Annotated in this window: 13 protein-coding genes; 7 read left to right on the top strand and 6 right to left on the bottom strand. The window is 52.1% G+C overall.

What is annotated here, in order from left to right; all coding sequences use genetic code 11:
• Positions 1-19 precede the first annotated feature (19 nt).
• The 4 genes from CUZ56_RS04270 to CUZ56_RS04255 form a co-directional block, all read right to left on the bottom strand.
• Positions 20-562, bottom strand: coding sequence for a pilus assembly protein PilP (locus tag CUZ56_RS04270; RefSeq protein WP_126978627.1), 543 nt, complete (start codon positions 560-562; stop codon positions 20-22).
• A gap of 10 nt (positions 563-572) precedes the next feature.
• Entirely contained in the window at positions 573-1,310 is a 738-nt protein-coding gene (locus CUZ56_RS04265) for a type IV pilus inner membrane component PilO (RefSeq protein WP_126978625.1), read from the bottom strand.
• Positions 1,311-1,352: 42 nt separating this feature from the next.
• Positions 1,353-1,811 (bottom strand): PilN domain-containing protein, encoded by a 459-nt coding sequence (locus CUZ56_RS04260; RefSeq protein WP_162615247.1) that lies wholly within the window; start codon positions 1,809-1,811, stop codon positions 1,353-1,355.
• Positions 1,812-1,939: 128 nt separating this feature from the next.
• Complete coding sequence (locus CUZ56_RS04255) at positions 1,940-3,019, bottom strand: pilus assembly protein PilM (RefSeq protein ID WP_126978621.1); 1,080 nt, start codon at positions 3,017-3,019, stop codon at positions 1,940-1,942.
• A 184-nt stretch (positions 3,020-3,203) separates the two neighbouring features.
• Between CUZ56_RS04255 and CUZ56_RS04250 the strand changes: the two genes are divergently transcribed.
• Positions 3,204-5,594, top strand: a complete 2,391-nt coding sequence (locus tag CUZ56_RS04250; protein WP_126978619.1) for a penicillin-binding protein 1A — start codon at positions 3,204-3,206, stop codon at positions 5,592-5,594.
• A gap of 54 nt (positions 5,595-5,648) precedes the next feature.
• Here CUZ56_RS04250 and cyaY read toward each other — a convergent pair whose 3' ends face one another.
• Positions 5,649-5,984 (bottom strand): iron donor protein CyaY, encoded by a 336-nt coding sequence (gene cyaY / locus CUZ56_RS04245; RefSeq protein ID WP_126978617.1) that lies wholly within the window; start codon positions 5,982-5,984, stop codon positions 5,649-5,651.
• A gap of 34 nt (positions 5,985-6,018) precedes the next feature.
• Between cyaY and lptM the strand changes: the two genes are divergently transcribed.
• The gene (gene lptM, locus CUZ56_RS16335; RefSeq protein WP_126978615.1) at positions 6,019-6,195 is read left to right on the top strand and encodes an LPS translocon maturation chaperone LptM; all 177 of its coding nucleotides are present in this window, start codon (positions 6,019-6,021) and stop codon (positions 6,193-6,195) included.
• 47 nt (positions 6,196-6,242) lie between these two features.
• Positions 6,243-7,523 carry a diaminopimelate decarboxylase gene (gene lysA / locus CUZ56_RS04235; RefSeq protein ID WP_126978613.1) on the top strand — a complete coding sequence of 427 codons (1,281 nt, stop codon included), beginning with the start codon at positions 6,243-6,245 and terminating at the stop codon, positions 7,521-7,523.
• A gap of 136 nt (positions 7,524-7,659) precedes the next feature.
• On the opposite strand, the gene metK is transcribed toward lysA, so the two are convergent.
• On the bottom strand, positions 7,660-8,856 hold the full coding sequence (gene metK, locus CUZ56_RS04230; protein WP_126978611.1) for a methionine adenosyltransferase: 1,197 nt from the start codon (positions 8,854-8,856) through the stop codon (positions 7,660-7,662).
• 246 nt (positions 8,857-9,102) lie between these two features.
• Here metK and CUZ56_RS04225 point away from each other — a divergent pair, with 246 nt between their 5' ends.
• The 4 genes from CUZ56_RS04225 to xerC all read left to right on the top strand — a co-directional run bounded on the left by CUZ56_RS04225 (position 9,103) and on the right by xerC (position 12,724).
• Positions 9,103-10,011, top strand: coding sequence for an LpxL/LpxP family acyltransferase (locus CUZ56_RS04225; RefSeq protein WP_126978609.1), 909 nt, complete (start codon positions 9,103-9,105; stop codon positions 10,009-10,011).
• A gap of 120 nt (positions 10,012-10,131) precedes the next feature.
• Positions 10,132-11,004: a diaminopimelate epimerase gene (gene dapF / locus CUZ56_RS04220; protein ID WP_126978607.1), complete on the top strand. Its 873-nt coding sequence runs from the start codon at positions 10,132-10,134 to the stop codon at positions 11,002-11,004.
• Positions 11,001-11,693: a DUF484 family protein gene (locus tag CUZ56_RS04215; RefSeq protein ID WP_126978605.1), complete on the top strand. Its 693-nt coding sequence runs from the start codon at positions 11,001-11,003 to the stop codon at positions 11,691-11,693. The genes dapF and CUZ56_RS04215 overlap by 4 nt, the downstream gene beginning before the upstream one ends.
• 20 nt (positions 11,694-11,713) lie before the next feature.
• Positions 11,714-12,724, top strand: coding sequence for a tyrosine recombinase XerC (gene xerC / locus CUZ56_RS04210; RefSeq protein WP_126978603.1), 1,011 nt, complete (start codon positions 11,714-11,716; stop codon positions 12,722-12,724).
• Positions 12,725-12,867 lie beyond the last annotated feature (143 nt).

Genomic DNA, 12,867 nt, shown 5'->3' with positions numbered 1-12,867 from the left:
TTGATTATTTCCCTCGTGCTCATGACTGCCCCTCCTGCAGATGCAGTGTTACTGGCCTTTCGATCCATTCACCCTGTCCTGTTTTTACCCATTCCCGCAAATCAATCGTTGTTTCTGTAATGCGAAGGATTTTTCCATAGTTCATGCCAATGTAATTACCTACTTTGACTTGATGAATAAACCCATCCACACTCAATAAAGCCACGTCCTGGTTTGTTTGCGGCATGCTCATGCTGCCGACCATCGTGATCGCTTCTAACGGCACCGATTCCAGTGGTTCCGGATCTCGCTTGTCGGTGACCTCCGGGGGTTCTTTGGTTGTATCCCCTGTCGGTTGAAGCACGGCCGTCAGTTTAGATGTACTGAAGGGATTTGGCAATCCAATACCGTTATACGCATAAGGCACAAATTCCGGTGGCGCTTTCACATCAAGCGGCGCTGGAGGAACAGTTCTACGCTGTTGCTGCGTCCACTCTTCCAGATCCGATGTAGAGCCGGTACATCCTGCCACAACAAAAGCAGCAGTTGTCAGGCAGATCATTTTGAATGCAAATTTTGACATATTGCCTCCCTTATCTCCTGTTTCCTGCCGCGGCCTGCCGGTTCAGACGAACTTCATCGGCATCCAGATAGCGATAGGTTTTTAATGTCGCCGTGATTCTCATCGCATCTAATGGCACCCCCCCTGCTGCGCTTGATGTGCGCGAAGAGGATGAAGAGGAGGATTTAAGTGACTCCAGGGTGATATTATCCAACGTCACAATTCGAGAAAGTCTTGCCAGTTCCGCTGCAAACAAGGCAATCTGCTGATAATTGGGAGCAACTGCAGAGATGGAAATAGGTTGCTCTGCATAATACTCCTGCAGAATCCTTTCTTCCGACTGCAACTTGTCAAACTCCAGATGATTATTAATCCCAGCAGCATTGATGTCCATCAGCAACTGGTCCATGTATGCTTTGCTGGGCAATTGCTGCTCAAGCTGTTCCACATACTTCTGTACTTCTTGCTGCTGCTGCTGCAAACGTGGCAAGTTAGCAGCCTGTGCCGCTTTTCTGGAGAAGTCATCTTTGAGTGTCAACTCCTGACCTTGTGCCCGAGTCAATTCATCTTTTTTACCGGCCAAAACCAAAAACCAAGCAAGCACAACAACGATGACAACAACAAAAATGTAAGCTGCCACTCTGGGTGCCAAAGGCCACTGCCCAGGGTCGTTCATATTCAACCCTTGGAACTGCTTGGAAATACTTTGCTGCATCTCAGCAAAGCTCTGTTTTTTAGGCCCCCCGCCTCTATTTTTTTTAGCGGCCATTATTCAATTCTCCCTCATCATATTCGCTTCCAGAGACTCTGCTTACATACCTGCATTTGTGGCATTCTCACGTACCAGATCAAATTGCATGCTGAATGTAAATACCCGCCGCGCTGGCTCATTAGGTGCAAGCTGCATGTTTTTTGCCTCAATGCTCCCAATCCACTGTGAGTTGGTCATCCAGTTTGAGCGCCCAGCCGCTGTCTTTGCCAAAAACTCACTCACCCGGTCATTCGAAAGCGTTACACCTTCTATGGTAAGACTCAACTCTCTTTGCTGTGCTTTGGTCAGAAAGATGCCATCGGGTGTTTGCCTTGCCAACTCTTCCATCCAATGTACAGCCAAATTACGATCAGATTGCAGGTTTTCAACGGCTGTCTGACGTGCCTGCAGCGCCGTAATTTCTTCATTCAGCGCTTTGATTTGCACAATTTGCCGGTCCAACTCTGCATTTCTTTGCGTTAAATACTCATTACGAGTGCTCTGCGCATTTTTCATCATATCCAGCGCAAACCAGGCCCCGGCCACAATGACCAGCCCAATGACAAACGCCATACCAACATTTGCGTAAAACCCTTCACGCAGTTTTTTACGCGCCTCTTCGCGATGAGGTAATAAGTTAATGAGGATCATTGTTGAAACCTCCGCATGGCTAAACCGCAAGCCGTCAAATAAGAGGGGGCCTCATGCACCAATCGCTGCTGCCGCACGCCTCGACCTATTTGCATACCCTCAAAAGGATTAATCACCATGGCCTGACACCCTGCCTGCTTGGCAACCTGGGCATCCAAACCCGCCACATTAGCCACACCACCAGCCAACAGAATACGATCTACTTTTCCGTACACGGTGCTGGAAAGGAATAATTGCATGGCTCTGGAAATTTCAGATGCTGCATTCCCAACAAACTCTGGCAATAAGGTGGTTTCAAAATCCTCCGGCACTTCATGCGTACGCTTTTTGGCTTCCGCCTCCTGCTGGGTAAACCCATACTGGCGCGCCATGGCCTGCGTCAATTGCTGCCCGCCAAAACTCAAATCACGCTCATAGACCGACTCGCCGCCGCGCAACACCTGTAAAGTGGTCGTTGATCCGCCAATTTCAAACAACGCAACAATGCCATTTTTACCCAGTTGCATTGAGTCAATGACGCGAGAGGCAGCGAGTTGTGCGGCAAAAATATCCACATCCATAATCGCTGGCTTCAGCCCGGCCTCTTCTGCCACAGCCTGCCGGTCCTGGACTTTCTCCTTACGGGATGCCGCCAGCAGGACTTCCACATCTTTCCCGGACCCGGATGCCGGCCCAAGCACGCAAAAGTCCAGGCTCACCTCTTCTAACGGGAACGGAATATACTGGCTGGCCTCGGCCTCCACCTGTACTTCCATTTCTGCCTCTGACAGATCTGCTGCCAGCATGATCTTTTTGGTGATGACAGCCGGTGGCGGCAAAGCCAATGCCACGCGCCTTGCCTTGGTGCCGCTGGTACGGACAACCCGTTGCACAGCCGCGACAACAGCATCGAAGTTTTCAATATTGCCGCCCTCAATCCACCCCGGCTCAAGCAACTCAAGACCGCAGTGTTCAAGGATATAATCACCACTTTTGCCTTGAGTTAATTCAACCAGTTTGACGCTGGAAGAACTGATATCCAGGCCAAATAAGGGCGACGACTCTTCACGATGGAATAAACTAGTCAGTGAACTCACAGACCCCCCTGCTCTCTAATAATTGTCTTTTTCAAATATGTTGTATGATCGTAGCAGCATCTGGGAGCGGAATCAAAGAAAAATGTCAGCTTACTCGGCTTTGCTGTTGTCTGGATATAACACTTTTTAATATGAATTCAAGAATTTGTCATAAATTCCTATAATTCCGGTCTCTAGGAAACTTATGAGCGGACATCAAACCTCAACCACCCAAAAATCATCCCCTAAGGCAAAACCCGCCAAAAAAGCACCCGCCTCTCCGTTTGTGCTTCGTTTGGGGCTGGCTGCGATCAAATGGGGTGTTATTGCCGTTATTTCGCTAATTATCTGCGGGTTAGCCGTTGGCGCTATTGCTTATGCCATTGCTTACCCCAAACTGCCGGACGTTCACCTGCTGGCAGAGTATCAGCCGAAATTGCCTCTGCGAATTTATTCAGCAGATGGTATTTTGATAGGCGAATACAGCGAAGAACGACGTGAATTTATGCCCATCAGCGAAATTCCGCTGGTCATGCGCAACGCCGTGCTGGCCGTAGAAGATGCTAATTTCTATAACCACCCCGGTATTGACTACAAAGGTCTGGCACGCGCGGTTTTGGGCCAGGTGCTCAATAAGGATGCCGGGGGCGCCTCTACCATTACGATGCAGGTTGCGCGCAATTTTTATCTTTCCAGTGAGCGTAAATACATCCGCAAGTTTTACGAAATTCTGCTTTCTTTCCGGATTGAAAACAACCTGACCAAAGACCAGATCCTGGAAATTTATATGAACCAGATTTTCCTGGGGCATCGCTCTTATGGTTTTGCCGCCGCAGCGCAAACTTATTTTGGCAAAAAACTGCAGGACATCACACTGGCAGAAGCGGCAATGCTGGCAGGATTACCTCAGTCTCCCTCCAGAAACAACCCTATCAGCGATTTTAATGCCGCGCGTCAGCGACAAATGCATGTGCTGCGGCGCATGCTGGAAGTCCGTTGGATCACCCAGGAACAATACGACCAGGCGGTCGCCGAAACAATCGTTTTAAGAAAACCCGCCCCCCCGACACTGCATGCCGAATTTGCTGCCGATGCCGTGCAGCAGATGATCCTGGATCAGTTTGGGGCTGACGCCTATACCAACGGCCTGAATGTATACACCACCATTCAAGGAAACGATCAAAAGTCAGCGTACCGCGCAGTACGACAAGGCTTGCTGGCCTATGAAAGACGCCAGTTTTATCGGGGCCCCGAAGGCTATATCGACTTACCGCAAGATCCTCAGGCGCTGATCCAAACTGTTGCATCCACGCTGGAGCAGCATCCTGACAATGAGGAGCTGATGACGGCCATTGTGCTCTCAGCAGACCCCAAAAAAGTCACTGTGACACGTGACGGGCAGCACGTCATCGAAATTACAGGCGCAGGCCTGGAGCCGGTCAAATCCGGACTGGCCGCCAATGCACGACCAGAGGTACAGATCAAGCCCGGCTCCATCATTCGCATTGTACAAACCGGGGAAAGCAGTTGGGACATTACCCAAATTCCGGAAGTGGAAGGCGCACTGGTCGCCATGGATCCACAAACCGGCGCAATCCGGGCGCTGGTCGGGGGCTTTGACTTTGCCCGCAAAAAATATAACCATGTGACACAGGCCTGGCGTCAGCCAGGCTCCAGCTTCAAACCGTTTGTGTATTCTGCTGCACTTGAGCGGGGCGTCACCGCCAACACCACACTGAACGACGCGCCAATCATGGTCCGCAACCCTGGGGGCAGGGGCGTCTGGACCCCGAAGAATTATGGAAGCTCTTTTGCCGGCCGCGTTCCCATGTGGGAAGCCCTGGCACGCTCCAGAAACATCCCTGCCATTCTGGTATTGGACGCCATTTCTCCCCAATACGCTCAGCAATGGATCGGACACTTTGGTTTTGAGCCCAGCAAGCATCCCCCTTATTTGACCATGGTACTGGGTGCAGGCTCTGTAACGCCTTTGCAAATGGCCAGTGCCTACTCGATTTTTGCCAATGGCGGCTATCAGGTTGATCCGTACCTGGTAACCCGTGTTACCGATGCCAAAGGCAACATCCTGCTGGACTACACGCCACCTGCCCTCTCAGAACAAAGACGAGTGATTCCCGCACGCAATGCTTTTGTCATGAACACATTGCTCAATGGTGTTGTTACCCGCGGCTCGGGGGCAGCCGCCAACCGTGCATTGCGGCGCAGCGACATCTATGGGAAGACCGGCACCACCAATGACTCACGTGATGCCTGGTTTGTGGGCTACACGCCCACCCTTGCCGCCGCTGTCTGGGTCGGCTACGACACGCCCAAAGACTTGGGCCGGCGGGAAAACGGCGGCTTTCTGGCCCTGCCGATCTGGGTATCCTATATGAAAGATGCCCTGGAAGGTGTTCCGCAAAAACCGTTCCGGCCTGTTCCCGGCGTCACCAATGTCAATGGACAGTGGGTTTATGATGAATTTGCCTATTCAGGCGGCATCAAATCACTGGGGGACGAGTTAACCCCCAACCCAGAAGATATCCCCATCGTCAATGACGAGCACAGAGATACGATTCTGGACATGTTCCGCTAACGCATGAAAAAAGCACCTGAATTATTTCAGGTGCTTTTACTTCCCGGCCCATCGCTATACCGGATGAAACTGTACCGAAACACCGGACTGTTGCGATGCAAAAGACGACAAGGCCGAAAACAACTCCAGTCCTTCACGACTATCATGCCACAAGCCATCATCACCCAGCGTAAAGTGATATCCTCCTGACTGTGATGCCAACCAGATTTCGTGTATCGGCTTTTGCAAATTCACCACAATCTGACTTTTATTGGTAAAAGCCAGCGTGACGGCATTTCCATTGCGCAAATTATCAATATCAGCCTCAGTATGTTCATTGATGTCATCGCAACATGCCTCAATTGCGTCAAGCACTTTTTCCGCTGCATCCAGAAAATCTTTATCTGTCATTACAATCATTCTTTTATCAAAATATTAATGCACTATGAACAATATACCTGAAACTGCCATTTTGCAGCGAATCATTAAATTGGCTGTCGGCGGGGTTTTTCTGGCACTGTTAAGCGCCTGCGGACTCAAGGGTGATCTTTATTTGCCAGAAAGCACCGCGGCTCTGTCCAATACATCCCATTCTGCAACAACCGCTTCGACATCAAAATAACATTTTTCGCCATTTCGCATATTCAGCAAACTATTTTCTCACACGCCATGAACGCCTCATTACCCGGATTTCCATTCTTTCATTACCACCAAGACCAACTTTATCTTGAACAGGTAGACATTGCTGCGTTAGCCGCACAGTATGGAACGCCGCTGTATGTGTACTCCAAAGCAGCCTTATTACACGCTGTTTCCAGTTACCAACAGGCTTTGGCACATACACCGTCTCATCTGGTTTGTTATGCCGTTAAAGCCAATTCCAGTCTGGCCATTTTGCAAACGCTGGCACAGGCCGGCTGCGGTTTTGATATTGTCTCTGGTGGAGAACTACAGCGTGTTTTAACCGCAGGGGCAAAAGCCAATACCGTCGTCTTTTCCGGCGTCGGTAAAACGCGTGCAGAAATGCACCAGGCATTGAAAGCCGGAATCAAATGCTTTAATGTCGAAAGCCTGCAAGAGCTTGATGTTCTGGCTTCCGTTGCCAAAGAAGCCGGAACCCAAGCGCCTGTCAGCCTGCGCATCAACCCGGATGTGGATGCCAAAACGCACCCATACATTTCCACCGGGCTGGAAAATAACAAATTCGGCATTGCTTACAAACAAGCGCTGGCGGCCTATCAGCATGCAGCCTCATTGCCGGATTTGCGCATTGTTGGCATTGACTGTCATATCGGTTCTCAGATCACCGAGGCGTCTCCCTATCTGGACACTGTGAATCGTCTGCTTGCCTTGATCCAGCAGATTGAATCCCATGGCATTCATTTGGAACATATCGATCTGGGCGGCGGCCTTGGCATTACATACCATGACGAAACCCCGCCCACGCCAACCAACCTTTACCAACCGCTGATTGAGCGGCTGCATGCGCACGGCCTGCAAAGCCGGGAATTACTGGTTGAGCCCGGACGCTCCATTGTCGGCAATGCGGGCGCGTTGATCACACAGGTTTTGTACCTGAAACCGGGGGCACATAAAAACTTCTGCATCGTTGATGCGGCCATGAACGATCTGGCCCGCCCGGCCATGTACGAAGCGTATCATGAGATTGTTGAGCTTAAACGCCATACCGACCTCCCTGCGGCACCATATGATGTGGTTGGCCCGGTGTGTGAATCCAGCGACTGGCTGGGCTATGACCGTCAACTCCGCGTGCAGGCTGGAGATTTTCTGGCCGTATTGTCCGCCGGCGCTTATGGCATGACCATGTCATCCAACTACAACTCACGCACACGTGCAGCAGAAATACTCGTGGACGGCAAATCTGTTCATTTAATCAGAAAGCGGGAAACAGTTACAGACCTGTATGCCCATGAACAATTGCTGCCCTAATGCATAAAATGCCAGTCATTCAACCAGGAAAGCCGTATCATTGGCAAAGCCTGTCGCTTGCAATAACGCAAATTGCCAAACAAAAACCGCAGCCAAATAAGGCTGCGGTCTTGCCGTTTTAAAAACGCATTGACGTTTACTTCAACCCTGCCGCATCGCGCAAAACAGCCGCTTTGTCGATTGCTTCCCAGGTAAACTCCGGCTCCTCACGGCCAAAATGGCCATACGCCGCCGTCTTGCCATAAATCGGGCGTTGCAAATTCAACATCTGGATGATGCCCTTGGGCCGCAAATCAAAATGCGCAAGGACCAGATCTGCAATTTTCTCGTCGGCAATAACCCCTGTACCTTCCGTATACACCGTGATATTGACCGGTTTGGCCACACCAATCGCATATGCCACCTGCACCTGGCACTGCCGTGCCAGCCCTGCGGCCACCACGTTTTTAGCCACATAACGTGCTGCATAGGCCGCTGAGCGATCCACTTTTGTCGGGTCTTTGCCGGAAAATGCACCGCCACCATGAGGGCAGGCCCCGCCATAGGTATCCACAATGATCTTGCGCCCCGTCAGACCGCAGTCGCCTTGCGGCCCTCCAACCACAAACCGCCCGGTCGGGTTGATCAGAAAGCGGGTGCCGCTCAGCCATGCCTCAGGCAAAACGGGCCGGATGATATCTTCCACCACAGCTTCGCGAATTGTCTCCTGCGTGACATCAGGCGCATGCTGGGTAGAAATCACCACCGTATCCACGCTGTGCGGCTTGCCATCCACATAACGCAATGTCACCTGGCTTTTGGCGTCCGGGCGCAGCCACGGCAAACGGCCATCCCGGCGCAACTGCGCCTGCCGCTCCATCAGCCGGTGTGCATAATAAATCGGGGCCGGCATCAGCACCGGCGTTTCATCGCAGGCATAACCAAACATCAGCCCTTGGTCGCCAGCACCAATATCCAGATAATCATCAGAAGCCCGGTCTACCCCCTGGGCAATGTCATTGCTTTGTTTATCATAAGCAACCAGCACGGCACATGATTTATAGTCAATACCATAATCGCCATTGTCATAGCCAATGCGTTTGATGGTATCGCGCGCCACCTGGATATAGTCCACATGCGCATTGGTGCTGATCTCCCCAGCCAGAACAATCAGGCCGGTATTTGCCAGCGTTTCGGCTGCCACACGGGAAAGGGGGTCTTGCTCAAGCACCGCATCCAGAATCGCATCAGAGACCTGATCGGCCAATTTGTCAGGATGCCCTTCTGAAACTGATTCAGAAGTAAACAGATAATCATTACTCGCCACTTTTTCACTCCATTCAAACTTCGGCATTACACAAGACGTATCGCCATTCTGAAGTTACTGAGCGGCGAACGCTTTAGCGGCATTTATCAATCGCCCCGCAAGTTGCTCATTAACTCGGCGATATAGAACCACATTATAGGCTTTTTGCTGTGCCCTGGCTAGGAAAGGTCCGTTTATCCACGATAATACATGCAACGAATCCCATCCCGGATTTCTGGTTATACACTTGGCGGCATTCGCATATTTTAATCACCGCCTTAATCTGTTTGCTTCATGTATTTAGGTACTCGGCTACTTTTATGGTTACTTTGGCTGCTGCACTGGCTGCCTTTGTGTATTCTTGCGCCTATCGGGCAAGGCTTGGGCAAGCTGCTTTATCGTCTGGCCGGCTCACGCAGACGCATTGCATTGCGCAATATCGAATTGTGTTTTCCCGAGTTGTCTTTTGCTGAGCAGGACAAAATCGTTCGCCAGCATTTTGAATGGCTGGCCCGCAGCGCTTTGGAACGTGGCATTCTGTTTTATGCCAGCCCGGCACGTTTACGCCGTCTGATTCAGGTCGAAGGCAACCCGCGCTATGCCGATGAACACCCTGATCAACCCGTGATGTGGCTGGTGCCCCATTTTGTTGGACTGGACATTGCTGCGGTCACCACCCAACTGAATCAGGAGCGCCATGCGGCATCCATCTATCAGGCGCAGTCCAATCCGATTATGGATAAAGCAGTGCGCAAAGCACGCTTGCGTTTAGGCAAAGCCGTTATTTTCACACGCCAGCAGGGGCTGATACCGGTCATGCGTGCCATCCGCCGTGAAGGCATGGCTTTTTTTAACCTGCCCGACCAGGACTTTGGTATGCAGGACGCCGAGTTTGTGCCATTCTTTGGCATTCCGGCCGCCACGCTGACAGCGCCATCGCGAATTGCTCAGACGCTGAACATGAAAATCGTACCCATCATTGCAGAAATGCTCCCCGGAGGAAAAGGTTATAAAGTGCACTACCATGCCCCGTTGGAGGGCGTGCCCACCGCCGATGCATACACCGACACACTTCGGATCAACCAGTTTATTGAGCAGCAAATACATCTGAACCCGTCTCAATACCTGTGGGTGCACCGCCGCTTTAAAACCAGACCGCCTGGAGAACCCTCTTTATATGAGAACAAAACCCCGGCGGCCTGACCTCATGCATACGCATATCAACCGGCATATGTAGCTGGTATATGTGCTCATGTCGAAAGCTGCCGTGAAAATCCCCTTACCCCCTTGTTTTCATTGCACCATCGTTCATAATAACAGTCTATGAAACTGAGTTTTACCAAAATGCACGGCGCGGGCAATGACTTCATTGTTCTGGATGCCACCGCCATGCCCATTGAACTGCATTCTGCGGCGTATCGGCAACTGGCAGACAGGCATTTCGGCATTGGCGCTGATCAGATTCTGATTGTCGGCCCATCCCCTGCGCCAGGCATTGATTTCAGTTACCGCATCATCAATGCTGACGGCAGCGAGGTGGAACAATGCGGCAATGGCGCCCGCTGTTTCATGCGTTTTATCCATGAAAAAAAACTGACCACAAAAAACACGGTCAAAGTTCGCACGCTTGCAGGCGATATTGTTTTGCAGATGGATGATGCAGGGCATATCACCGTCAATATGGGGGCACCTGTTTTTGAGTTGGAGCGAATCCCATTTGTACCAGGCAATTTGCAGCCCGTTGCTCACGGTGCATGGCAGCTCTGGCCTTTGCCCCTGAATGCGGCGGCATTGCCGGCAAGCATTTCATGCGCGGTAGTTTCCATGGGCAATCCGCATGTGGTACAAAGGGTTGATAATGTCGATACGGCACCGGTCACAGAAACAGGTCCCCTGCTTGAGAACCACCCTTGCTTTCCGCAGCGGACTAATGTGGGGTTTATGCAGGTGGTATCCCGCCAGCATATCAAAGTCCGCGTTTATGAACGCGGCGCTGGCGAAACGCTGGCTTGCGGCACCGGTATTTGCGCTGCTGTTGTGTGCGGCATCCGACTAGGCTGGCTGGATGAGCAGGTTGATGTTGATGCCCGCGGCGGGCACCTGCAAATCCGCTGGGCTTTTAGCCGTGGGCTGCAGGAACCTGTTTGGATGAGTGGGCCTGCCCAGACCGTTTTTGAGGGAGTGATAGAACTATGAATACCATAACAGAAGATGACATTGCAGCTTACCTGCTCAGTACGCCCGATTTTTTCGAACGCAATGCCGATATACTGGCCTCCATCCAGTTAACCAGCCCGCACGGCCAGCGTGCAGTGTCATTGCAAGAACGCCAGATGGAACTGCTGCGCGACAAAATCAAGGGGCTGGAACTGCGCATGGCCAACATGATCCGTGCAGCCAGCGAGAATGACCAGACACACCAGAAACTGCTGGACTGGATACTGACGCTGTTGCAGGAGCGCACTGCCACACGTATCCCGCACAAGCTGGTTACCGGCCTGCAAAACCACTTTAATGTCCCCCAGATTGCTTTGCGCCTGTGGGATATGGACAGCGCGTATGCATCCAGTGTCTACGCGCAGCCGGTATCTTCCAATGTGCAGTCTTTTGTCAACAGCATGGGCGGTACCCCCTATTGCGGGCACAACCCCGATCTGGAAGCCGTTAACTGGCTGGACGATGCCGCCGCCATCCGCTCGGTTGCGTTACTGCCTTTGTACATCCAGTCTCCGCACAAAACATTCGGGCTGATGGTGTTAGGCTCGCCAGATGCGCAGCGCTTCTCACCAGACATGGGCGTTGACGTGCTCAAAAGCATGGGCACCATTGCCAGCTCAGCACTGGCCCGCTGCCTTAAAGAAGCCCCGGCTTCCGGCGACATTTAACCGCAACCCGAGCCGGTGCCATGAACACGCCTTTGCCACCTGCCAGTTCTCAAGAACCGGCAGCGTTCATGCCCTATCTGGAACACCTGCGTTATGAGCGCCGGCTGGCCGCACGCTCTTTAGAACGTTACCGCCATGACCTGGCCCAACTGGCGTTGCTGGCCCAAGAGCACGGGCTCGACCTGTCGACCCAATATGACCAGGTCCAGCCGTTTCACCTGCGCTCCTGGCTGGCCAAACTGCATGCGCGCGGCTTAGCCCCGCGCAGCATTGCGCACTTGCTGTCTGCATGGCGTGGCTGGTTTCGCTGGCTGGGCCAGCAACAGCTTATATCCATCAATCCGATTGACGGCATCCGTGCACCCAAAGCCGGCAAGCCATTACCCAAAGCACTATCTGTGGACCAGGCCATGCAACTGGCCGATTACAAGGAGCCTCCCAGCACTTCTGATCATCAGGACATGCGGCTTGAAACACGAGACCATGCCATTATTGAGCTTCTTTACTCCTGCGGTTTACGTATCAAAGAACTGGTCGGCCTGGATGTTGTGCCATCTGACCATGCTGCCGGCTGGCTTGATTTACAGGCCGGAGAAGCACATGTTCTCGGTAAAGGCAACAAACGGCGTATTGTTCCCATTGGAAGCACCGCAATCCATGCCATTCAAAACTGGTTGCGTGTCCGGTCGGAATTTGTGCGTGAAGACCCGGCCCCCTTATTTCTGGGACGCAATGGCACCCGGTTGACAGACGTTCAGATCCGCAACCGCCTCAGAAGCAGAGCCCGCCATGCCGGCATTGCAGGCAAAGTGCATCCGCACATGCTGCGCCACAGCTTTGCCACCCATCTGCTGCAGTCCAGCGGCGATCTGCGTGCTGTACAGGAGCTGTTGGGGCACGCCAGCATCAGCACAACGCAGGTCTATACCCGTCTGGACTTTCAGCACCTGGCGCAGGTATATGATGCCGCCCACCCCCGTGCCGGAAATGTACCGCACACACCCACACAACCCAAACCAGCAAAAAAATAAGCCTGCTGCCATTTCTGCATTCCTATAATGGCACTGCGTTTGCAAAGATATGCGTGTTTTTAGCGCTATTTGAACGCGATACGGTAGAATACTTCGGGTATCAACAGCAAGACGGCTTGTTTTTGCGTCTTCGTTGCTCCTTC

It is taken from the genome of Saezia sanguinis, from assembly GCF_003991585.1.
GTDB classification, from domain to species: Bacteria; Pseudomonadota; Gammaproteobacteria; order Burkholderiales; family Burkholderiaceae_C; genus Saezia; species Saezia sanguinis.
Note: the sequence above shows the minus strand (reverse complement) of the source record. Positions and strands in the feature narration are given on the sequence as shown.

Bases quoted from the DNA above. Each gene is read 5' to 3' on its own strand.
- CUZ56_RS04270 (WP_126978627.1), bottom strand. From the start codon at position 562: ATGTCAAAATTTGCATTCAAAATGATCTGCCTGACAACTGCTGCTTTT.
- CUZ56_RS04265 (WP_126978625.1), bottom strand. From the start codon at position 1,310: ATGGCCGCTAAAAAAAATAGAGGCGGGGGGCCTAAAAAACAGAGCTTT.
- CUZ56_RS04260 (WP_162615247.1), bottom strand. From the start codon at position 1,811: ATGATGAAAAATGCGCAGAGCACTCGTAATGAGTATTTAACGCAAAGA.
- CUZ56_RS04250 (WP_126978619.1), top strand. From the start codon at position 3,204: ATGAGCGGACATCAAACCTCAACCACCCAAAAATCATCCCCTAAGGCA.
- cyaY (WP_126978617.1), bottom strand. From the start codon at position 5,984: ATGACAGATAAAGATTTTCTGGATGCAGCGGAAAAAGTGCTTGACGCA.
- lptM (WP_126978615.1), top strand. From the start codon at position 6,019: ATGAACAATATACCTGAAACTGCCATTTTGCAGCGAATCATTAAATTG.
- lysA (WP_126978613.1), top strand. From the start codon at position 6,243: ATGAACGCCTCATTACCCGGATTTCCATTCTTTCATTACCACCAAGAC.
- metK (WP_126978611.1), bottom strand. From the start codon at position 8,856: ATGCCGAAGTTTGAATGGAGTGAAAAAGTGGCGAGTAATGATTATCTG.
- CUZ56_RS04225 (WP_126978609.1), top strand. From the start codon at position 9,103: ATGTATTTAGGTACTCGGCTACTTTTATGGTTACTTTGGCTGCTGCAC.
- dapF (WP_126978607.1), top strand. From the start codon at position 10,132: ATGAAACTGAGTTTTACCAAAATGCACGGCGCGGGCAATGACTTCATT.
- CUZ56_RS04215 (WP_126978605.1), top strand. From the start codon at position 11,001: ATGAATACCATAACAGAAGATGACATTGCAGCTTACCTGCTCAGTACG.
- xerC (WP_126978603.1), top strand. From the start codon at position 11,714: ATGAACACGCCTTTGCCACCTGCCAGTTCTCAAGAACCGGCAGCGTTC.